General features: G+C 53.0%; 20 protein-coding genes. 12 read left to right on the forward strand and 8 right to left on the reverse strand.

Annotated elements, in window-relative coordinates:
* The first annotated feature begins 122 nt into the window (after positions 1-122).
* The 6 genes from BN2684_RS15200 to BN2684_RS15225 all read left to right on the forward strand — a co-directional run bounded on the left by BN2684_RS15200 (position 123) and on the right by BN2684_RS15225 (position 6,410).
* On the forward strand, positions 123-1,601 hold the full coding sequence (locus BN2684_RS15200; RefSeq protein ID WP_058303012.1) for an Lsa family ABC-F type ribosomal protection protein: 1,479 nt from the start codon (positions 123-125) through the stop codon (positions 1,599-1,601).
* Between the two features lie 168 nt (positions 1,602-1,769).
* Positions 1,770-2,675: a GNAT family N-acetyltransferase gene (locus BN2684_RS15205; RefSeq protein ID WP_058303013.1), complete on the forward strand. Its 906-nt coding sequence runs from the start codon at positions 1,770-1,772 to the stop codon at positions 2,673-2,675.
* Positions 2,676-2,984: 309 nt separating this feature from the next.
* A complete protein-coding gene (locus BN2684_RS15210; protein ID WP_058303014.1) occupies positions 2,985-3,596 on the forward strand; it encodes an RNA polymerase sigma factor in 612 nt (203 codons plus the stop codon).
* A complete protein-coding gene (locus BN2684_RS15215; protein WP_148449987.1) occupies positions 3,550-4,326 on the forward strand; it encodes a DUF4367 domain-containing protein in 777 nt (258 codons plus the stop codon). The genes BN2684_RS15210 and BN2684_RS15215 overlap by 47 nt, the downstream gene beginning before the upstream one ends.
* A 233-nt stretch (positions 4,327-4,559) precedes the next feature.
* Complete coding sequence (locus BN2684_RS15220) at positions 4,560-5,069, forward strand: hypothetical protein (RefSeq protein WP_058303016.1); 510 nt, start codon at positions 4,560-4,562, stop codon at positions 5,067-5,069.
* Between the two features lie 513 nt (positions 5,070-5,582).
* Positions 5,583-6,410 (forward strand): hypothetical protein, encoded by an 828-nt coding sequence (locus BN2684_RS15225; protein ID WP_148449989.1) that lies wholly within the window; start codon positions 5,583-5,585, stop codon positions 6,408-6,410.
* 99 nt (positions 6,411-6,509) lie between these two features.
* Here the strand turns inward: BN2684_RS15225 and BN2684_RS15230 are convergent, their stop codons facing one another.
* Together BN2684_RS15230 and BN2684_RS15235 are read right to left on the reverse strand one after the other, a co-directional pair.
* Positions 6,510-7,244, reverse strand: coding sequence for an aminoglycoside 3'-phosphotransferase (locus BN2684_RS15230; RefSeq protein WP_058303018.1), 735 nt, complete (start codon positions 7,242-7,244; stop codon positions 6,510-6,512).
* Between the two features lie 5 nt (positions 7,245-7,249).
* Positions 7,250-8,137, reverse strand: a complete 888-nt coding sequence (locus tag BN2684_RS15235; RefSeq protein WP_058303019.1) for a LysR family transcriptional regulator — start codon at positions 8,135-8,137, stop codon at positions 7,250-7,252.
* Positions 8,138-8,229: 92 nt separating this feature from the next.
* Between BN2684_RS15235 and BN2684_RS15240 the strand changes: the two genes are divergently transcribed.
* Positions 8,230-8,814 (forward strand): LOG family protein, encoded by a 585-nt coding sequence (locus BN2684_RS15240; RefSeq protein WP_058303020.1) that lies wholly within the window; start codon positions 8,230-8,232, stop codon positions 8,812-8,814.
* Between the two features lie 146 nt (positions 8,815-8,960).
* On the opposite strand, the gene BN2684_RS15245 is transcribed toward BN2684_RS15240, so the two are convergent.
* The gene (locus BN2684_RS15245) at positions 8,961-9,512 is read right to left on the reverse strand and encodes a GNAT family N-acetyltransferase (protein ID WP_058303021.1); all 552 of its coding nucleotides are present in this window, start codon (positions 9,510-9,512) and stop codon (positions 8,961-8,963) included.
* Positions 9,513-9,789: 277 nt separating this feature from the next.
* Here BN2684_RS15245 and BN2684_RS15250 point away from each other — a divergent pair, with 277 nt between their 5' ends.
* Positions 9,790-10,485: an MBL fold metallo-hydrolase gene (locus tag BN2684_RS15250; RefSeq protein WP_058303022.1), complete on the forward strand. Its 696-nt coding sequence runs from the start codon at positions 9,790-9,792 to the stop codon at positions 10,483-10,485.
* Positions 10,486-10,532: 47 nt separating this feature from the next.
* Here BN2684_RS15250 and BN2684_RS15255 read toward each other — a convergent pair whose 3' ends face one another.
* From BN2684_RS15255 to BN2684_RS15265, 3 genes are all read right to left on the reverse strand, one after another.
* Positions 10,533-11,690, reverse strand: a complete 1,158-nt coding sequence (locus BN2684_RS15255; protein ID WP_058303023.1) for a 5-methyltetrahydropteroyltriglutamate--homocysteine S-methyltransferase — start codon at positions 11,688-11,690, stop codon at positions 10,533-10,535.
* Positions 11,691-11,827: 137 nt separating this feature from the next.
* The gene (locus tag BN2684_RS15260) at positions 11,828-12,739 is read right to left on the reverse strand and encodes a LysR family transcriptional regulator (protein WP_058303024.1); all 912 of its coding nucleotides are present in this window, start codon (positions 12,737-12,739) and stop codon (positions 11,828-11,830) included.
* 63 nt (positions 12,740-12,802) lie between these two features.
* The gene (locus BN2684_RS15265) at positions 12,803-13,684 is read right to left on the reverse strand and encodes an AraC family transcriptional regulator (RefSeq protein WP_058303025.1); all 882 of its coding nucleotides are present in this window, start codon (positions 13,682-13,684) and stop codon (positions 12,803-12,805) included.
* 147 nt (positions 13,685-13,831) lie between these two features.
* Here BN2684_RS15265 and BN2684_RS15270 point away from each other — a divergent pair, with 147 nt between their 5' ends.
* On the forward strand, positions 13,832-15,898 hold the full coding sequence (locus BN2684_RS15270) for a glycoside hydrolase family 31 protein (RefSeq protein ID WP_058303026.1): 2,067 nt from the start codon (positions 13,832-13,834) through the stop codon (positions 15,896-15,898).
* A gap of 113 nt (positions 15,899-16,011) precedes the next feature.
* Entirely contained in the window at positions 16,012-18,432 is a 2,421-nt protein-coding gene (locus BN2684_RS15275) for a hypothetical protein (protein WP_058303027.1), read from the forward strand.
* A 778-nt stretch (positions 18,433-19,210) separates the two neighbouring features.
* Here BN2684_RS15275 and BN2684_RS15280 read toward each other — a convergent pair.
* Together BN2684_RS15280 and BN2684_RS15285 are read right to left on the reverse strand one after the other, a co-directional pair.
* Complete coding sequence (locus BN2684_RS15280; protein ID WP_108722159.1) at positions 19,211-20,089, reverse strand: IS3 family transposase; 879 nt, start codon at positions 20,087-20,089, stop codon at positions 19,211-19,213.
* On the reverse strand, positions 20,086-20,403 hold the full coding sequence (locus BN2684_RS15285; protein ID WP_058301425.1) for an LA_3659 family protein: 318 nt from the start codon (positions 20,401-20,403) through the stop codon (positions 20,086-20,088). Before BN2684_RS15285 ends, BN2684_RS15280 begins: the two co-directional genes overlap by 4 nt.
* Before the next feature lie 334 nt (positions 20,404-20,737).
* Between BN2684_RS15285 and BN2684_RS15290 the strand changes: the two genes are divergently transcribed.
* Together BN2684_RS15290 and BN2684_RS15295 are read left to right on the forward strand one after the other, a co-directional pair.
* Positions 20,738-21,313: a TetR/AcrR family transcriptional regulator gene (locus tag BN2684_RS15290; RefSeq protein ID WP_058303028.1), complete on the forward strand. Its 576-nt coding sequence runs from the start codon at positions 20,738-20,740 to the stop codon at positions 21,311-21,313.
* A 30-nt stretch (positions 21,314-21,343) separates the two neighbouring features.
* A complete protein-coding gene (locus BN2684_RS15295; protein ID WP_058303029.1) occupies positions 21,344-22,222 on the forward strand; it encodes a hypothetical protein in 879 nt (292 codons plus the stop codon).
* Positions 22,223-22,320 lie beyond the last annotated feature (98 nt).

The following is a 22,320-nucleotide window of genomic DNA, read 5'->3' on the forward strand; positions in this document are numbered from 1 at the left end:
TTCTTTTCGCTCGGACCGCATAACCTTGTCATCCCCCTCGGAGGGTTGGCTTCGCTATAGGTTTGAGCTGCGAGAAGATACTTTCTTGCAGCTCATTTTTTATTTTCCGGGAGGCGATGACGATGTCATTGATCAACGTAACCAACCTGACCTTCAGCTATGACGGCAGTTACGATACCATATTTGAAAATGTCAGCTTTCAAATCGATACCGATTGGAAGCTGGGGTTCACTGGGAGAAACGGCAGAGGAAAAACAACCTTTCTCCAGTTGCTGCTCGGCAGCTATGAATACAGCGGCAAAATTTCGGCGAGTGTCGGCTTTGATTATTTTCCTTTCCCGGTCGAGAACAAGGAACGGGATACCCTTTCGGTGGTTGGCGATATTTATCCGGATTATCAGCATTGGGAATTGGTGCGTGAGCTTTCGTACCTGGAGGTGTCAGAGGAGGTTCTAGATCGGCCCTTTGCCACGTTGTCGAACGGGGAGCAGACGAAGGTGCTGCTGGCTGCCCTGTTCTTGAAGGAAAACCGCTTTCTCCTGATCGACGAGCCGACCAACCACCTGGATATGAAGGCCCGCAAGCTGGTCAGCGATTATCTCCGCTCTAAGAGCGGGTTTATCCTCGTGTCTCACGACCGGTTCTTCCTCGACAACTGCGTCGATCACATTCTCTCCATCAACAAGACGGATATCGAGATCCAGAAGGGGAATTTCTCGGAATGGTGGGACAACAAGACGAGACAGGACCGCTTCGAGCTTGCGGAGAATGAGAAGCTGAAGAAGGACATCAAACGCCTGTCTGAATCCGCCAAGCGAACGAGCGGGTGGTCACATGAGGTGGAGAAGACGAAGAACGGAACGACGGATTCCGGTAACAAGATCGATAAGGGCTATGTGGGCCATAAAGCCGCCAAAATGATGAAGAGATCAAAGTCGCTTGAGAATAGGCAGCAATCGGCGATCGAGGACAAATCCAAGCTGCTGAAAAATATCGAAAGCTCCGACAGCCTGAAGCTCTCTCCTCTTGTCTATCACAAAAGCCGACTCGTCGAGCTGGAAAACGTCTCGATCTCCTACGGAGAGAAAGAGGTTTGCCAGGATGTGGGCTTTACGATTGAGCAGGGGGATCGGGTTGCGCTTCTCGGCCGGAACGGCTCCGGGAAATCCAGCATCCTCAAGCTGATCTGCGGTGAAGCGATTCCCTATACGGGTACCTTCCGCTTAGGGAGCCAAATGAAGATCTCTTATGTTTCCCAGGATACCTCGCACCTTCAAGGAAATCTGACGGATTATGCAGCCCGGAGCGGGATCGATGAAAGCTTGTTTAAAGCGATTTTGCGCAAGCTCGATTTTTCCAGACTGCAATTTGAAAAGGACATGTCCACGTTTAGCGGCGGCCAAAAGAAAAAGGTGCTGATCGCAAAAAGCCTCTGCGAGAAGGCCCATCTCTATGTCTGGGATGAACCGCTCAACTTTATCGATGTCCTCTCCCGCATGCAGATCGAAGAGCTCTTGTTGGAGTACGCGCCGACGATTCTTTTTGTGGAGCACGATAGTGAGTTCTGCCATCATATTGCGACGAAGGTGATTGAACTCTAGAAGAATCTCCCCGAAGTTGGTTATAGGAAAAGTCTCCCTTGTTTAGCAGGGTCTGCTTCTCTATCCTGAATAGGTAGAAGGGCTTGCAATCGGCTGTTTTCCTGCCAGGCGCCGAGTCATGTACCGGGATGGGAAGCGGACCCACCAAAGAGGAGACGATGTTGACGAATGGGGAAATTCGTAATCCGGAATCCGAAGGAAGACGAAGCAGAGAAGATCGAAAAGCTGGGGTTTGTCCTGAAGATGCTGTACCTCTATCACGGCGATCTGGAAAGGGAGAGCATGTTCTTCGCCGTTAACAGCGAAGACGAGCTTCTGGCCGTAGCGCATCTCATGCCTCATGATACCTTCGATGCGGTCGGACACGATGAGGAGAAGGGGTTTATCCGTTATCTGACGTATGAAATCAACTTTGCGGACGAGGTGGAAGACGAGGAGATCAAAGACGCTCTGACTGAAGCGCTCATCGCACGAGCCAGAGAGATAAAAGCTTTGAATCCGGACAAGCGGATCGTGATGGCTCAATATGTGGATACGGACAATCTCTCCGAGTTGAGCTATTATCTGAAGCGCGGGTTTACGGTACACGATACGATTGTCGTATTCAAATACGACCTAAGCCGGGACATTCCCCGTTATCCGATGCCGGAAGGGGTGCGCGTTGTCCCGTATTCGCTGGATAACGAAGAAGCGGTGGAACAGTATCATCTTGCAGAGCTGGCTTCGTTCGATGGCGTGGCGTGGAGCTTGAACCATTTGCGTTGGATGCAGGGCGGGCCGGAAGTGGTCAATTTCTGCGCATTCAGCGGCAGTCGACTGATCGGCAACACCTCGACCTGGAAAATCACGGACGAGCGGAGCGCGACGGAGAACGTCTTCGTCACCCCGGAATGGCGTAAGCAGGGCATTGCACGGAATATCATCTGCGCCGCGCTTGAGCATCTGAAGCAGGAGGGCAAAACCATTGCCACCTTGGGCACTCACGGAACCAATCGAAAGGCGATTCGCCTCTACACCCAGATCGGATACGAGTTGTATGGCTTCCGGCTGACGATCGGCTACGAAGTCGAATAGCTCTGTAAACGTACACAGGCCTCGCCGCCGAACGGGGACTCAACTCCAGGGAAATGGTAAAAAGGAATAAAAAGCAATAAAAAGAGAAGAAACCCACAAGCATAGGGGCCGTCCCCAGCTTGTGGGTTTCTTGCATGAGAGCCGCATGAACTCGAGAGTCGAAACCCTCTCATCCTTGGAACCCCAAGTGATTCCTAATCTTGAACTTTTTCATAGCGAGGTCACTACCATTTCCCCTATAATTATCCATATTCGGTTTGCGGCTTACAGAGGGTCATCGCTTCCTCTGGTGCACAATGGAGGTTCTCTATGCTCGTGATCATCCTATCCCTCATCGGCGATGAGGAGGATCGGCGTTTTATGACCGACTTGTATCGAGACTATTATCCGTTAATGAAAAAGAAAGCTTATGAAGTGACACAGGATTATCGGATCGTGGACGATCTGATTCAGGACGCGTGCATGAAGCTAATACCGAAAATCCCTCTTCTGCGGTCGTTGGAGGATGGCAAACGGATCGCCTATGTGGTCTACACGGTGAAAAACACTTGTGTGGACTTCATCCGCAAACGCATTCGGGACCGACGAATGCTGCCGACCGTTCAAGAGGAGACGGCAGTCGATCAGCTCGCGGTGGCATGGGCGCTGCCGGAACCGAGCTTCTTGAACAAGGAGAACGGAGAGGAGCTCGGGCATGCTTTGCGCCTTCTGTCGGATCGGGACCGGCAGCTGCTCATCTGCAAGTACCATTTGGAATGGAAGGACCCGGAGATCGCCCGATATCTCGAAATTCCCGTTCGGCATGTCCCGTCCTATTTGACTCGGGCCAAACGCCGCGCCTGCGCTCTATTATCGGGGGAGAGGAGAGATCATCGTGAGGAAGCAAGCTCATCCCATGGACCCAGAGTCTCTCAAGAATGAATATGAGGAGATTCTGCTGAAGCTGGCTTTGTCCTCCTATCTGGAGCAGGAGGGCCGTACATTCCTTAAAGAGAACGAGGAGCTGCGGGTTAATCCACTCTTTCAGCCGACCGCGGAGGAGGAGAGGCGGTTCCGCCTTCGCCTTCAACGTCGGATCCTGGGTAATCATCTGCTGCACGGGATGGGCATGCTGCGGATTAAGCCCAAAAAGGCTGCACTGGCTCTGTCTCTTCTCCTTGTGCTTCTAACTGTATCCGCCGTTAGCGTGGAAGCCGTCCGGGTGCGTATGTATGCCTTTTTCGTGCAAATGAAGGAGAACTATACCGAATTCCGGCTGGAGCCGCAGATGACAGAGCCGCAGATTCCCCCTCTTCAATCGCTTACGGGGACGGATTCCTATGCCCCGTCCGAGGTACCGAGCGGGTATCGTATGGTTCGGTTTACCCAGTATCAGACGATGAGAGAAATCGAATATGCCAACGACAATGGAGGCTCCTTGCTGTTTCAGCAGAAGCTCGGGAACAGTGGAATTCACGTCGATTCGGAAGACGCGGATGAAGCCGCCGCTATCCTCGTACAGGGCGAGAAGGGCATGTTCGTGCGCAAAGGGGAGATGCTCACCATCGTCTGGCAGAGGCAGGATCAGCTCTTTTTGCTCATGGGCGAGGAGACGGGCTTATCAGAGGAAGAACTCGTTCGGGTAGCAGAGAGCGTCAAGAAAATCGAATAATTTTTCCAAAGCCTGTTGTAATTGGAACGAATCGACGTCCTATCCATAAGGAAGCTCAAAACGAATGGAAGGAGGATTGGGGTTGAGTTAACAGGAGAGGACTCCATGCCTGATTACACTTGTCCGAGTACAAGAAGGATGAGGACGGGTTCACCAAGGCAGTGGTTCGGACAGATACATAAACGAAGAAATAACGGATATGAAACATAGGGGACAACAAGGAGGGGACTTGAATGTCGTTTACCGGCAAAAGGGTGTTGTTTACGGCGGTCGTTGTGGCGCTTATCGCCATCCTGGTGGTGGTCTTTTATCCGAGGAATAAAGGAGAAGCCGTGCAGTTCGCCACCAAGGAAACCAAATTTGAGGTTCAGGCTCCAGAAGGCTGGAAGGTGGTGGAGCAGCCAAGGAAGCCCGCTACCGCTGATAGGGAAGCTACCCCGGATGAAGGGGTGGAGCTAAGACTGAATGGCAGCGAACAGAACAAGGTGTATGTATTCAATCAATACGGTACGCTATCACCTCCGGAGGAGAAGCTGGAGCAGGAAGCGTTCACGACCACCCAGGGGATCAAGGGGACGCTCTACAAGGACGCAGCGAACCACACATGGTGGTTGATCCTGGACCAATCCATCGCTCCTGGCTTTTATGGAGCGACGGTTCGGTTCGAGGATGCGGAGCTGTTCGAGAAGAATCAGGACACGTTCCGCGAGATTCTGGGCAGCATCAAAATTTTCAAGCCGTAAAAAAGCTCAACCTCAAAATCAGTGCTTGACGAATCATGCGGCGAACGCTGATGATTGCATGTCAGAAGGAAACCTTCGCTGTAGGGGGTTGCTGGTTTCCTCGAAAGCGTTCTCCAATGGCGCATGATCCGTTTATTCACGTTTTGAAGGGAAAACCAGTGGTTGAGATTTTTAACGGCGGCCACAGCCGTTATTTCACGGAAATCGGTGGTTTTTCTGCTCTAACGGCGCCCACGACCGCTATTACCATTTTTCGTTGCTAAAAAGGGCTTCCCAGCCCCAAATAGCGGCGCTCAGTTCCGTTAGATTTTTAAACGGTCAAAAATGGGGGATTAAAGGCTGTGGCCGCCGTTAGCGCCTTGAGCCAAGCGTCAAGATCTGATTTCGGTTTTGAGCCCGTATAAAAGCAAAAATGATTTTTTTCAAATAGGAACAGGAATCTAGATTAAGAAGGGATGAATCCTAACGAAAAAAATGGTGATGTTTATATTCACCTTGTCAGGAATGCTCTTATTGACCGGTTGCCAAGGCAATGAAAAAAGAGCATCCATTGAGAATACGATTCCCCCTGTTCCATCAAGTGTCCCCTCAAATCATCCATCAAGCATTCCGTTACCCACTACAAATGAAAGCAACACTCCAGAGGTAGTTAGCGGCGGTGATATAAAGGCGGAGCTGTTAACGGAATACCAGTTCGAGTTTTATGGGGTGCCCACTTTTATTAATGAAATTGTGGGGACTGACAAAGTCAGTGAATGGCTTAAACAGTTCAAAAGTAATCAAAATCCAGAAGGCCGAGACAGTCAGGAGATTACGATCGCTAATGTCATTATGGAGTTACAGGTACCTAAAGAAGACTTTATAAAAGCAAGCCAAGGACTTTTATTCTCAGAGGAACAAATGGATGCCTTATATTCGGGTGATAAAAAACGGATGAATGCGGCTTTTGTTAATGAAAATGCCCTCTTGGTCAATGGAAATATTTATACAGCAGATTGGCTTTCAGCCCATTCTGTCGACGATTACAAAACGGAGGGCATAACGGATGATATCTTGTACCCCTATTTAAAGAAAATGAACAAGGAAGTGTTACAAGACGAATACAACAATATTCACAAGAAGGTAAGCGAAGCACAATTTTCATTATCAAAAACAGATGTATTGAATGTTAGCGGAGCTACGTATTCACTTGAGTGGCTCACTACCCACATTGTTCAAGATTACGAAAAGGCTGGGATAACAGCAGCGATGCTCGAACAATATGTAAACCGTGTTCATCTAAACGAGCAAAGCCCGGAGTTCGAACACCTACATGCAATCTTGGGAAAACTAAAAGAATAGCCAATATTTGTTGTTTGAAATACCTAAATCCCGAAGGTTGAGCCCGTAAAAAACACCTTTCGGCTCCTGATTGTTCGATCCAGAGCCTTATTCGGCTGCTCAAGACGGAAGAAGCTCAGCCCAGTGGGTGAAATATGCGAGCCCTTCCTCGGAGATGGCTTCCCGGCCGTAGGCATCCAGGAAGCCATCCCGATAGGCATCGGTATGCAGGTTGTACCGGAGCGTCCAAAGCCCCGAGCACAGGTCGTAATGCCGATCTCCGACACCTCCGTCTCCCACATCGATGAAACCCCGAAGTTCAAAGCGATCCATGAGCAGATTGGGCAAGCAATAATCTCCGTGCAGAATAACGGAATCGACGGGCGCGTAGGCATGCTTCCGCAAGGGAGTGAGGTCAGCGCCTTTTTTCATGTCGTCCTGCGCCATTTCCTGGGTTCGGTTCAGATAAGGACATCCTTCCGTAGGGAGGGAATGCAGCCTGCGCAAGCTCTCCCCGAATACGGTCGCCAGTTTGTCCGGATCGGCCAAATGATGGGGAGCCGTTCCGTCCTCTCCCTCCATGGCCTCCGACAGCAAATAGTCGTGGTCTCCTTCGGATAAATAAGCCAGAATCCGGGGAGCGAGGGAATGAACATGAAGATGGGCGCTCATGACACCCTCCCGTTCTAACGATCCTTTGCATGCAATCTTGAGGAAGGCTTTCTCTTTTCCCGCAATGAAGAGGGTGCGGGCCGAAGCGGAGCAGCTGCTGTCATAGACATCGGCATCCTCCAAAAAGGGACGAAGCTCCGACGGGAGCGTTTCGGTGGAGAATGTTATTTTCGTTCGTTTCATAGGGTTCACCTCTCCAATAAGTCAAGAAACTTCTGAGCGGCGGTGGACAAGGGCATGCCGTTCTTGGTGACGAGGCCCAAGTGCCGCTCGGGAATGAGCGCTTGAAGCGGAAGTTCGTAGAGCTGTCCACACTGAAGCTCGCGTTGAACATATTTCTTCGCGACGCAGGCAGCTCCAAGTCCCTGAGCGGCCAGCTCTACCATGAGGTCAAGGTGACTCACCTCCAGATGGGGGGTGACCTCGACTTCATGCGACGCAAAATAGCGGTCAATCGAGTCTCGGGTGGTCCCGCCCTTCTGCAGGAGGATCAGTGGGTAGCGTTCGGCAAGCTCCTCCGGAGAAAGGGGGGCTCCGATGCTGCTGCGATAGCGCTCGCCGACGACGAAGCAGTCCTGAAGCGGAAGCTGCTTCCAAAGAGTGAACGAGCGCTCGTCGAGCTGATGCAGATGGACCACGCCGATGTCGCTTTCGCCCACGGACAAAAGGCGGGCGATCTCGGTGCTCGACTCGTCCCTGATGTTCAGCCGGACGCAAGGATAGAGCTCCGCATAGCGGTTGATGGCGTCGAGCAGGTCATATTTGCACACCGCACCGCAGACGGAAATGCGCAGCTGCCCGGCGTTCATCTGCTTCAGCTCGGCGAACCGCAGCTCGCCGGTCATCATGAGGCCATAGCCCTGCTCGATATAGTCATACAGCACTTGTCCCTCGGGTGTGAGCGATACGCCTCGGGCCGATCGATAGAACAGCTGGCCCCCAAGCTTCTCCTCCAGCAGCTTGATCGAGTGGCTGACGGAAGGCTGAGACGTATAAAGCTCTTTGGCGGCCTTAGACAAGCTGCCGGTTTTAGCAGTCAGGTAGAAGATGCGGTAAAGCTCCAAATGGATGTTCATATGAAAATCTGATATACCCCCTATGCAGAATCCGTCTTTTACTTATAACACCCCATTCATTATCATATAGGAATCGAATGGAGGAGAAAACCATGAATCGAATCGCGGTTTACTCCGGTTCTAATCACGGGAATCGGAACGAATACAAGGAAGCGGCCCTTCGGCTTGGCCGGACGCTCGCCGGACAAAGGATTGAGCTGGTCTACGGCGGATCGCAGTTCGGCTTGATGGGGGAAGTCGCCAATGCTGTGCTGAGCGGTGAGGGGAGTGTCATCGGGGTCATGCCAAAGGGCTTGTTCCCGAAGGAAGCGGCCCATCCCGGACTTCAGGCATTCTATGAGGTCGAAGATATGCATGCCCGCAAGAAGCTCATGGCCGAGCTGTCGGACGGTTACATCGCTCTCCCTGGCGGAGCGGGCACTTACGAGGAGCTGTTCGAGATGCTGAGCTGGGCGCAGCTCGGCATTCACGGAAAGCCCATGGGTCTCCTGAATGCGGGTGGCTTTTTCGATCCGCTGATCGCCATGCTCCGGCACACGATCCGAGAAGGCTTTATGAAGGAGGCACACCACGATCTTCTGTGCGTATCGGATGATCCCGAGGGGCTGATCGCTCAGATGGCTCGGTACGAACCGCCTGCGCTCGGCGTTAAGTGGAAGCAGTTAGAACGCTGTTAGCTCATAAGCCGAGGTTCCAGCATCCTTCTCAGACTCTCACACCCATGGATGCCGTTACGTCAACACGATTCGGGCTGACAGCGTACACAAGGGATTGAACCGCTTGTGAAGCGCACGGAAAAAACACCGGATATTCCGGTGTTTTTTCATAACGTTTGAAGGCATGCTCTCGTGGACCATTCCGTTCTCAAAATGGCGTATTCGTAGGTGTCCTGCCAGATAGGGGTCCCTTCGGCATCCGTTTTAAAATAGATGTTTTGCAACAGATGCCCCTCTCTTCTCATGTTCAAGCGCTCAAGCAATCTCCAAGACCGTTCGTTTAGCGGGTTGCACATCGCGGCGATTCGCCTTGCTCCTAAGTGCGTGAAAGTATAGTCGAGAAGGGCCTTCGCACTCTCGGTGGCATACCCCTGTCCCTGATAAAAGCGATTAAACACGTACCCCAATTCCCACGTATCAAAGTCGCCTTTTGCGAGATACAGGTTCCCGATTACCTTTCCGCTGGTTTGCAGGCTAACCGCCAAAAACGTGTCGAGATGAGAGCGGCGTTCCGCTTCTTCCTTCGCTTGTTTTTCCGAGAAAACTTCATAAGGCTCATAGCGCAGAACTTCTTCGTCTGAAAAATACTCAAACAAATCTTGCCAATCCGTTGGCTTGAAATTTCGAATGATCAATCGATTTGTTGCGATCGTTTCCATATGAATGATCCACCTTCAAGGAATGATTTCTAGTTTTTGGGCGAGTACGCTGTCAGCCCTAATCGATTGGATATGAATCGGCGCCAATCGATATGGGAAGTTGTGCGGAGACCACAGGTTAAACTGACAGCGTACTAGATCTTATCCTGTCCAATCTTCCAAATGATCCTGCCTGCATGATAAGCTTTGAGAGGTGGGGAAACAAGGGAAAGAATCGCTGAACCGAAACCTCCCTTTGAACGCCATTGAAAAAGGTTGAAAAAGGAGAACATTTGAAATGCCTTCCTATCATGTATTGTCCATCGAAATTCCTTATGGGGATGCCGTAACCGCGATTCACCCGGTATTGATTCAGGATGACCAAGATCTGGTGTTAGTGGATTGCGGCTATCCTGGCGACCTGAAGCGAATCGAAGCGGCGCTGGCTGCTATTGGCTTGACGGGAGACCAACTGACACGGCTTGTGATCACTCACCACGATTACGATCACATGGGGGCTGCAGCCTCGTTTAAACGAAAGTACCCGCACCTGCTGGTGGCGACGAGTGAGGGAGAAGCTCCTTATGTGTCGGGGGAGCAGCCCTCGGCTCGCCTTGTTCAAGCGATGGATCTGCAGAGAAGCCTGCCCGCTTCCGAGCAAGAGAGAGGGCTTGCCTTCATCGAGATGCTGAAAGGAATGGAGACGGTCCCGGTCGATGAGTCGCTTCAGAACGGGGAGCGGCTTTCCTGGGGCGGGGGCTGCGAGGTGATCGCAACTCCCGGACATACGCCGGGACATATATCCTTGTACTTGACCGAGCAGAGCGTCCTCATCACGGGAGATGCGGCTGTTATTGAAGGCGGAGAGCTCGTCGTGGCGAATCCGCAGTACACCCTGGACTTGGGGAGTGCGAAGGAATCGCTTGCGAAGCTGCTCGCATATGATGCCGATGCCTATATTTGCTACCATGGTGGAGTCTATTCGAAACGATGAGATACAAAAGCGGGGACTGCTGTCGATCAGTCCCCGCTTATCTTCAATTAGGCTTCTTGACCCCAAACCTCTTCAGCAATTTCCTTGATGAGGGAGATTTTCTTCCATTGCTCTTCCTCCGTCAAGATATTCCCTTCCTCGGTGGAGGCAAACCCGCATTGAGGGCTTAAGCAAAGCCGCTCTGCCGGAATGTATTGCTGCGCTTCCTTGATCCGTGCGATGATCTGCTCCTTGTTCTCCAGCTCCCCGGTCTTGGAGGAGATGAGGCCGAGCACGACCTGCTTGTCGCCGGACACATGCTGTAGAGGCGCGAAATCGCCGGCGCGATCGGTATCGTATTCGAGGAAGTAAGCCGATACGTTCTCTTGGCCGAGAAGGGTTTCGGCTACCGGATCGTAACCGCCGGACGTGGCCCAGGTGGAATGGTAATTGCCTCGGCAAACGTGGGTGGTGACGATCAGGTCGGCGGGAAGATCGGCAATCGCATCGTTGTTCAGGCGAAGATAGAGGTCTTGAAGGAGCTGGGGATCGTAGCCCTCTCCGGCCATGGTCGACCAGAACGACTTGTCGCACAGCATGCCCCATGTGCAGTCGTCGAGCTGGATATTCCGGCACCCGGCTTCATAGAATGCGAGAATTACGCTGCGATAAGCTGCTGCGATGTCGCGGTACAGATCTTCGCGGTCGGGATAGACGCGCTCGACCTCCTTCGCGTTCACATCGCGGACCAGCTCCGCCAGCAGCTGCGCGGGAGCGGGGATCGTCTGCTTCGCGAGCACATCAGTCCCGGCCGCTTCCTTGAGAAACCGGTAATGGGCGAGGAACGGATGACCGTTATCTCGAATCTTGCCGGTCAGTCGTGCCGAATCGGCTCGCGTTTCTTCCCCGTGGAAGAGGTAGCCGCGATCCATCAGCACATGCTCGATGCCGTCAAAGCCCCAGAAGAAGTCGAGGTGCCAGTAGCTGCGGCGAAACTCGCCGTCGGTGACGGCCTTGAGGCCCAACTCCTTCTGCTTGTCGACGAGCTTGCGAATTTCTTCGTCCTCCACCTTCGTCAGCTCGGCTTGCGTGATTTGCCCGGCGGCGAACTTTTCGCGTGCTTCCCTCAAGGCCTGCGGCCGGAGATAGCTGCCGACGACATCGTAGCGGAAAGGCGCTTTCTTGAATTTCTTCGAGGTGTTGCTCACTTGCGGTTGGTTGCTCATGGGATGATCCTCCTTCTGTCTCGTTCAGGTAGGATCAGTATACCGTGAGATTTGTCATATAGAGTAACACTTATCTTTTATAGTTAGATATAGTTATCATCTATAACTCGCGCAGCTGTGTACCTTTCAATAAAAGCTTACAAACCAGACTCCTGAATGACTGCCTTCAACTCCTCGATATAGAGCGCGGCCTGCTGGCTGAGCTGAACCTGATGATTGGCGATCCAGCCGACTTGAATGTGATCGTCTACCGTAAGCGGAACCGGAATGATCTGATCCCCGTTTAGATCCGCACTCACGATGCCGGTGGAGATCGTATAGCCGTTCAGCCCGATGAGCAGGTTGAACAGTGTGGCTCGGTCGCTCACGTGGATGCTTTTTTTACGAAAGACGGTGCTCAGAATCTCCTCGGAAAAGTAAAACGAGTTGTGCTCCCCCTGCTCGAACGACAGGTAAGGGTAGTCCTCCAGATCCTCCAGCGTGACGGACTCCTTGGTCGCGAGCGGATTGCTCGTGCTGATGAAGACATGAGGCTTCGCTGTGAAGAGGGGATGAAAGTCCAGGTGCTGCTCTCTCAGCAGCTTTTCGATGACTTTCCGGTTAAAAGGGTTCAGGTAGAGCACGCCAATTTCGCTGCGCAGGTTGCGGACGTCCTCGATGATCTCATGGGTGCGCGTCTCCCTCAAGGTGAATTCGTACTCTTCGGCGCCGCTTCGCTTGATGAGGTTGACGAAGGCGTTCACGGCGAAGGCGTAGTGTTGGGTCGAAATGGAGCACAACTGACGGGAAGGCTTCTTGTTCAGGTACCGCTGCTCCAGAAGAGCCGTCTGCTCCACGACCTGGCGGGCGTAGCCGAGAAATTCCGCTCCGTCGACGGAGAGGGTGATCCCTTTCGGTGTGCGGAGGAATAGCTCGATGCCGAGCTCCTTTTCCAGCTCCTTGATCGCGCTCGACAAGCTCGGCTGGGTGATGAAGAGGCGTTTGGCCGCTTCGTTGATCGACCCCGCGTTCACGACCTCGATGAAATATTTCAACTGCTGCAGCTTCATGTCTCCCTACTCCTTTCGTGATGGTTCTTGGTCCGCAAGAGCTCTGAAAAAGCTCCGTTTCGGTTATGCTTCGCTGCGGTATTTTCCGGGAGGACAGCCGATCGCCTTCGCAAACTCCCGATTATAGTAGCTGATGTTGTTAAACCCGACGGTTCTCGCGATGTCGGCAATCTTCCAATCCGTGCTCATCAAGAGCGAACAGCTTTGCAGAATCCGATAGCGGACGACATAAGCAATGGGCGTCAGGTTCATCACCTCTTTAAAGGCGCTGCAGAATTGCCCCTCGCTCATCGGCAGAAGGTCGGCCAAGGCTTTAAGCGTGATCTCATCCCGATAGTTGGCTTGAATGAAGGCGAGAACCGGTTGCATCCGCTTGAGCTTGTAGGACAGGTTGTTTTCCCTCGTCGGAGAGGCTGCGGGGAGAGCGTGGCGGCAGCAGTGATGCCAGATTTCAAACAGCTTGCTCTTCAACAGCAGCTCCATGTCGGGCAGCGGAAACGCCCCAATCGCGTCTATTTCCTTCAATCGCTCGTTCACGGTCCGCTGCCACTCCTCTTCACCCGTCAACTCTTTTACGAATTCAAGCTCGCCCTTCAGGACCGGATAGACGAATCGGGAATAGGCGGAGCCTTGCTTTTGATCGCTGAACAGATTGGGGTGAAACACGACAACGCAGGCTTCACAAGGCATTCCATCCAGCGAGCGGGCCGCATGAAGCCGATTGGACGGGATGAAGAGCCCTTCACCCGCCTTCACGGGATAGTCCGTGTCCTCAATGGTATACACGATCGCGCCTTCCAACACCACGAGAAATTCAAATTCATAATGCCAGTGTAGGTAGAAAAAGGTTTCCACATTCGCGGGATAACTTAAATGATGGATCGCAACGGGCAGAAGTGCGGTCCCATGCACCGCTTTTTCCTTCAAGAGATGCTTCGCTTTCATGAAACGCCTCTCAATCTCCAGAATGGGAATATTGTGTTAGTCATTAGCAATTTACTTAAAGAATGGAGAGAAAACAACGAATATAATACAATTAGGTACTCTATCATTATAGCGAAGCTGGTAGAGAAAAAGGAGGAGCAAAATAAAATGAAGTTCACGAGAAACGGCAATCGCTTGATCGGAAGATCGGGCTCCGAAACGATTTGGATCGAGCCTTGGGGCAAAAATTCTCTGCGCGTCCGGATGACCAAGGAAGCGGTAATGGATCCCCATGATTGGGCTTTGCAGGATCGTCCTGCCGATTCTTCCACTCATATTACGATTGAAGAGGTAGAGCTGGTCGAACCGTGGATCGCGGAGGCCGAGAGAACTGCGAATGTGAAGAAGAGTCAGGTTGCGTCCATTCGCAACGGCGAAATCATCGCTACCTTCAATGCGGAGGGATGGCTTTCGTTTACCAACTGTGACGGAAAGCTGCTTACGGAAGAATATTGGCGCGACCGGAACCGGATCGACCGGTATTGCGCTCCGCTGCGCATCGAAGGGCGTGAAATGAAACCGCTTACGGGTACGAGCGATTACCAGCTTACCCTGCGTTTCGAAGCCTTCGAGGGAGAGAAGATCTTTGGGCTCGGCCAATATCAGGAGGGCATTCTGGACAAGAAAGGCGCTACCCTGGAATTGGCGCATCGCAATTCCCAGACGAGCGTTCCGTTCATGCTGTCGAACCGAGGATACGGCTTGCTCTGGAACAACCCGGCCATCGGAACGGTCACGTTCGGCACGAACCGCACGGAGTGGATGGCGACCAGCACGAAGAAGCTGGATTATTTCATCACCGCCGGCAAGACGCCTGCGCAGATTGAGGAGCAGTATGCCAACGCGGTTGGGAAAGCGCCGATGATGCCGGAATACGGCTTGGGCTTCTGGCAGTGCAAGCTCCGGTACCGTAATCAGGAGGAGCTGTTGACGGTCGCAAGGGAATACAAGCGACGCGGCATTCCGCTCGACGTGATCGTCGTGGACTTCTTCCATTGGACGAAGCAGGGCGACTTCAAATTCGAACCGAGGGATTGGCCCGATCCAAAGGCCATGATCGCAGAGCTGAAGGAACTGGGCACGGAGCTGATGGTTTCCGTATGGCCGACCATCGACAGCCGATCCGAAAATTATGAGCCGATGGCGAACGAAGGTTATTTGATCTCAGCCGACCGTGGCATGAACATCAACATGAACTGGATGGGCGAGACCGTCTTTTTCGATGCCACGCACCCGGGCGCACGAGAGTACGTTTGGCAGGTTTGTAAAAAGAACTATTATGATCTCGGCGTTCGCATCTTCTGGCTCGATGAAGCCGAGCCGGAATACGGTCCCTATGATTTTGACAATTACCGCTACTACCAAGGTCCGGCCTTGCAGTGTACGAATATCTATCCGCTTGAATATGCGCGCGGTTATTATGACGGCATGACGGCGGAAGGACAGGAAGGCGTCTGCAACCTGGTGCGGGCCGCATGGGCGGGCAGCCAACGGTATGGCGCGCTGATCTGGTCGGGAGACATCTCCTCCACTTTCCGGGCGATGAAGGAGCAACTGCAAATCGGTCTGAACATGGGCATCGCCGGCATTCCGTGGTGGACGACCGACATCGGAGGCTTCCTGGGCGGGCATGTAAACGATCCGAACTTCCAAGAGCTGTTGCTGCGTTGGTTCGCTTTCGGGGTATTTACGCCGGTTCTTCGCTTGCATGGCGAACGTGTTCCCCATATTCAACCGGAGCAGGCGGTCATCGATGGGATTGCGCAGATGTTCACGGGAAGCGACAATGAGATTTGGAGCTACGGTGAAGCGAACTATGAAGTGATGAAGGAATTCATTCTGATGCGCGAAAGACTGCGCCCCTACGTGAGGGCTTGCATGGCGGAGGCTCATGAGAAGGGGACGCCTGTCATGCGGACGATGTTCTACGAGTTCCCGGAGGATGCGTTGTGCTGGACGGCTGATTCGCAATACATGTTCGGTTCGGATGTCCTGGTCGCGCCGATCTTCGAGCTCGGCGAGCGCAGCCGGGAAGTGTACCTTCCGGCTGGCCTGAGCTGGAAGAATGCCAAGACGAACGAAGTACTTGCGGGGGGACAAACGGTAACCGTCGACGCTCCTCTGACGGAGATTCCGCTGTTCGTCAGAGCGGATAAGGATATTCCCGTCTATTAATACAGTGAATTGAAGCGCGCCTTAGAAGGAAAGGGAAGAAGTGGGCGCGTTGGTGGAACGAATCGGGCTGCGGTCAGGTCAAGGGCTGCAGCTCGGAATTAGGAGGTTGTGGAATGGACAAGGAAAGCGAGCCATACAAATATCAATCGATTTCGGTTCCCGGCGGCGGCTTTGTGACGGGCTTCGTGTTTCATCCCACGGTCCCGGACATCTTGTACTGCAGAACCGATATCGGCGGCGCTTACCGGTATGATTTTGCAGCAGAACGTTGGGTGTCGCTGGTTGACCATGTAACCGACCCGGGGATGTGGGAGACTTATCCCATTGCCTTGGCTCTGGACCGGCAAAATCCAAGCTACGTTTATGCCATGGTCGGACTATATCCGACCCATAAGATCGCGTTCTCTGAAGATTACGGCGACCACTGGGTCTATTTCGATCCGCCCGTCATTGATGAGCAGGGGAATACGGCGACGATGCACGGCAATGCTCCCGGCCGCTCCACCGGCGAGCGTCTGGTCGTCGATCCGTACGATTCGAATGTCCTGTATATGGGCACGATGGAGGACGGGCTGTGGAAGACCGAGGATCGCTGCCTCACCTGGACTCCGCTTACGGTTGCGGCTCACGGTAAACCGTCGGAGACGAACATCTCCTTCGTCGAGATCGATCCGGCGAGCGGCGGCCCGGGCCGTCCTGCGACGCGCATTGTGGTCGGGACGAACGGCCAACAGGGCTCGCCGGGAGACAACGTGCGCGGCCCGAGTGTGTATATCAGCGAGGATGCCGGAGCGACCTTTGCTCCCATCAAGGGTGAACCCGCCCCGATCATCGGAGGCTCGAAGGATTATCCCGGCTATGTCGGGCAACGGGCGGCCTTTGTCGGTTCCTATCTGTTCGTCTCCTATGCGGCGTACAACATCGGCTGGTCCGGCTGGCATACGTACGGCTGCGACACCGGCTTGTGCTATGACGGAGCCTTGTTCCGCTACGAGTTGGATGAGAGCGGGAGAGTCGTCGAAGCGCTGGACATCACGCCGCCCAACTTCATCAATCCCGGCTTCCATGATGCTGAAGCGCCGGGCCGCCGGCTTGGCTACGGCATCAGTGGGATCGGTATCGACCTACAGGCGCCGGGGACGCTGATCTGCTCGACGATCACGGCCGCACCGGATACGATCTATCGTTCTACAGACTACGGCTTGACCTGGAAACCGATCATGTTAGGCCTTGCCATCGGTCGCATAGATTGGACGACCTCCTACCAGAAGCCGGAGTACAACGGACGTGATTCGCTTATTCACTGGATGTCGGATCTGAAGATCAATCCCTTTAATCGTGACATGTCTCTCTTTAACACCGGTGCGGGCATCTTCGTAAGCCGCGATCTCACCAAGGCGGACGGGGACGAGACGGTCACCTGGACCAACTTCAACGTCGGCGTCGAGGAGACGGTTCACCTGAACGTTTACTCGCCTCCTGCAGGCGATGTGAAGGTGATCGACATCATCGGCGATTACGGTGGCATCGTCTTCACGGATCTGGATCAGCCCGTCGAGAACACCTTCGCCAATGAGAAGGGCGACCGCTGGATCACCTGCATGAACGCCGATTATCCCGACAGCGATCCGAACCTGCTCGTGGTGACGCCTCGCGGCAATTGGAAAGGCTTCACGAAGGGCGGGCTTATTCTCTCCCGGGATCAGGGCCGAACCTGGACACAGCTTCCTAACCCTGCCGGGCTTAGCGAGCCTGTGGACGAATGGCTGAAGGAGCTGCAGCGGGCGAACGTGACCTCCGGCTGGACCGCCGTCTCCGCAGACGGCAAGACAATTCTGTGGGTGCTCGGCCTGCCGGTCTATGCGTCTCGGGCGGTCTACACCCATGACGAAGGAAAGACCTGGGCGCGCTCCATCCTCTACGGTATGGACGGTGAGCGGCTCGCTGAAGAGAGCCTGCCGACACTGCCGTTCAAGGTCATGGCGGACCGCGTGAACCCGGAGGTCTTCTACGGCTTCAGTGATCATGCAGATGGCCGGGGCTTCTATGTGAGCGTGGACAAGGGGGAGACCTTCCAAGCGATCGAGGCGCCGGAAAGCTTCCCGCGTGTAGATCTCGCGGGCATCGACAGCGAGCAGCACTATGAGATTCGCGTCGAGCCGGGCAAGGAAGGCGTCATCTGGCTCGCCATGCAGGAAGGCGGTCTCTGGCGGCTTGTCTACGACCGAGAGCGGAATGTCCTCAGCGGGGAGCGTGTCTCCAAGCCGGGCGATTTCATCAAGCGCATCGGCCTTGGGAAGCCGCTTGAAAGCAGCGACATCAAAACGCTGTTCACGAGCGGGACGATCAACGGGGAATACGGGTTTTACCGTTCCCATGATAGCGGCGTGAACTGGATTCGCATCAACGACGACCGCCATCAATACGGCGATATTCGCTCGATTTCGGGAGACCCGCGGGTGTTCGGACGGATTTACGTAGCTACCGGAACAAGAGGGCTCGTATACGGCGATATCGTATGGGAAGACGAGTAGATTAAGAGCAAGAGACGGTTTGGCAGCAAGGACAGGCAAGAAGGACAAGCAAGAAGGACAAGCAAGAAGAGCGAACGAGCATGACAAACGAGAAGGATGTGGTTCACCACCGTCATGTGGCGCCTAGCACCACGCGCTGAGAGTTTCGCGTGGTGCGGAAGAGAATCCTCGTCGTCCTCGGTGGACGTTACGGCTTGACTTGTCAGAGGGGCTGTATTCCAAGCAGGTTTTCATCTGCATGGAGTACAGCTCCTGATTATTTATAGCGAAAGATTCGGATCGAATCAAGCGGAATGAAGTTAGGCGGGCTTGATTGATCTCATTTTTGTCCGCCGCCGTAATTTCGAAGACGATATGGAAGAACGAAGAACGCAAGCCACTCGACCACCAAGCTGACTGGGCTAAGCCCCATGTAAGCAGACTAGTAACATTTTTAGCAGGCAGTGACCCAACAGACATCACCGCGGGCATCTCGTATGTTTCCAAGCATGGAGCCTAATAAGCAAGCATCACCCGAACAGCGTCACAGCCCCTTGATGACTCGCCTCGTTGCCCCTTGCGACAACACGGCCTTTTTCTAACGGCGGCCATGGCCGCTATTTCATCGATAGACGTGGCTTTGAAAATCTAGCGGAGATACATGCTTCTAATTGGGGGCAATCTCCGATTTTTACTATCAAACAAGTCAAATAGCTGCATTCATTTCCGCTAGATGGAATAAAGTGTTTTTTTGAGTAAATTAAAGGCTCCTGTGGACCTCTGTCAAGAAAGTGGACGGTCAGGAAGCGGAATGAGTAGAAAAAAGAGCTGCAAAACGAACAGGAGAGAGATAGCCTAAGGTGCTGTGGATTCGTTTGCGGTTGTAGTAAAACTCGATGTATTGGAAAAGGGAATGGTAAGCCTGGTCCTTGTTCTTGAAACGGGGGTTGCAGTAAATGAGCTCTTTCTTCAAGATGCTGTGCCACGACTCGATGCAGGCGTTGTCATAGCAATTGCCCTTTCGGCTCATGCTGGGTTTCATGTGATAGAGGCACAACTGATTTCGGTAGTCTTGAGAGGTGTATTGCGAACCTCGGTCGGAGTGGTGAATCAAGCCTTTTTCGGGTCGCTTGGCTGCATATGCATCTTGTAAAGCACCGAGTACGAGGCTCGTTTCCATGTGGTGATCCAGACGCCATCCAACAATCTCACGCGTACATAGATCCATGACGCTGGCCAAGTACAAGCGCCCTTCTCGACAAGGAATCGAGGTGATGTCCGTCACCCATACCATATTCGGCTTCGGCACCCTGAATTGTTGATTGAGGTGGTTGGGGGAAACGGGATGGTCGGGATTGGAGCAGGTTGTCTGTACCCGGTATTTTCTGGACACAACCGAGCGGAGGCTCATCTCTCGCATGTATACGCTCACGGTACGCTCAGAGATCGTATGTCCCTCTTGACGAAGCAGTCGGGTAATCTTCGGGCTTCCGTACCGCTTCTGATGGTCGGCGAAGTGATATTGAATGCGCTTGAGCACAATCGCTTTGCGTCGCTTCTGTTTACTCGACCGCTCGACTCTCCACTTGTAATACCCGCTCCGTGAAACCCGTAGGGTTGTGCACATCTTCTCCAAGCGGAACTCGGAGCGATGATCCTCAATAAACCGGAATCTCAGTTCTTTGGTTTGCTGAAGATGTGCACTGCTTTTTTTACGATGGCGAGCTCTTCTTCCACATCGGAGAGTTTTTGCTCTTTTTCATGGAGTTGCCGGTTTAGTTCGCTCAACTTCGCTTCCAGTTCACGTACCCGATCTCCGCTAGCTGCCGGTTCATATTTCAGTTCACGGTACTGGCCCATCCATTGGTGGAGGGTGCCTCTTGGAATGTTGAGTTCCTCTGCTAGATCCGCTACTGTTTTTGTTTGTTCCTGAATGAACCGCACGGTCTGCTTTTTGAATTCCTCGTTGTACCGTTGTCGTTGTTCGCCCATGGGGACACCTCCGTTGGCTTCATTATCCGCAGTCTGTTAGCCGGTGTCCACTTTTTATTCTAGTTGCACTGTTTCCTTTAGAATAAATTTGATTTCAGTTCCGGTTCATTCTTAATAAGGCTCACAAAGGGAGAAGTCAGCGCCGTTTTCATCCGTATCCGACCCCAGCGCGATCTACTACGTCAGAAGATCAATTTATTCGATTTTTGCAGATTGACACAAAGAGAGTTCTGCATTATGTTTTACTAAACAGTGTTCATATAATAAACAGTGTTAACAGAATGGAGAGATCATCATCGGAAGCGCAGAACGTAAGAAAAGAGAGAAGGATGAAATGCGAGGTGATATTCTAAAAGCGGCTCGTGAAATCATCGGCAGCGAGGGCATCGAGAACGTATCCATTCGCAAAATCGCAGCTAAGATCGAGTATTCTCCCGCGATGATCTATCACTATTTTTCCAGCAAGGAAGAGATTATCGAGAAGCTGATCGCGGAGCAGTACGCGGAGATGGTCGCTTCCTTATCTGCCATGCAGTCGGAGACTTTGGCACCCGCCGATAGCCTGAGAAAAGGCATTGTACGTTTTATCGAGCTAGCGATGGAGATGGGCGATTTCTACATCAGCCTGATGCTGAACGGGTCCCCTGATGTCCTTGCGCATACATCGGTTTTGCAAAGGGGAGCGTCTGCTGAGCGGCCTGCCATCGGGATGCTCAGTCACTCGCTAAAGGAGTTCCCCGCCTTGGATAATTGGGAGGCTGCTGAAACGGAGCTGACCGCGCAAGTGATTTGGTCCACCGCCTTTGGGCTTGCAGTGCGTCTCATGGTGGAGAAGGTCGATGAGGAGCAGAAGCAGCGGTTAATGGATCATGCCGTGAAGGTCATTCTGCTCGCCTTGGGGACCCGGTAGATGGAACGACTTGAGGAGGAAAGCATCCCTATGAAGGATAGAATAAGCATCACCGCAGTGGTTCTGGCCATTGCGGTGCTGTCGCTATTGGCAGCGGGGATCGGAATAGGATCAACTGGAGGCCCAGGGCGGCATGAAGTAACGACCATTCGGGGAGAAAGCGTCCTCCTCTATGGAAGAGGAATTTACGCGAACGATTCGGTGGCAGCCGCCTCGCAAGCGATCGCACAGGATTGGGTGACGCTCCTTCTTGGAATCCCCCTCTTGATTGTGTCCTTGGTTTTGACAAGAAAGGGACAATTGCGAGCGAGGCTTCTTCTCGCCGGAACGCTGGCATACTTTTTATATACGTATATGTCTTATTCTTTTCTGTGCACCTACAATGCTTTGTTTTTGGTTTACGTGGGGCTGATGTCGGTCAGTTTCTTCGCGTTCATGCTCGTCATGCTGTCGTTTGACATGAAGATTCTAGCGAAGGTTTTCCGAGATGATCTGCCAGTGAAGACCATCGGAATCTCGATCATCGTTTTTGCCTCTGCGATCGGACTCATGTGGCTGGGCCGCCTCGTTCCGCCGCTAGTGAAAGGGGATGCCCCGGCAGGCTTGGAGCATTACACCACCTACATCATTCAGGCGATGGATTTGGGCTTTATCATCCCGGTGTCCATCCTCTCGGCCATTCTGCTGATGCAAAAGAAACCTCTTGGCTTACTTCTCGCTTCCGTGATGTGCATGAAGGGAGTCACGATGCTGACGGCCCTCAGTGCGATGATTCTGTTTCAGTGGATGGCTGACGTTCCGATGACAGCAGCCGAGCTTGTGGTTTTTCCTGCGGCGAATGTGCTCGTGATGGTTGGCGTGGTGGTATTCCTGAAGCGGATTCGGGAGCCGGAATGGAAGAGCACCTAGTACGCTGTCGGCTTAAACCGTGGTCTCCGCACAACTTCTCATACCCATTGACACCGATTCATTTTCACACGATTAAGGCTGACAGCGTACTAGGTAAG

It is taken from the genome of Gorillibacterium timonense (assembly GCF_001457415.1).
GTDB classification, from domain to species: domain Bacteria; phylum Bacillota; class Bacilli; order Paenibacillales; family NBRC-103111; genus Gorillibacterium; species Gorillibacterium timonense.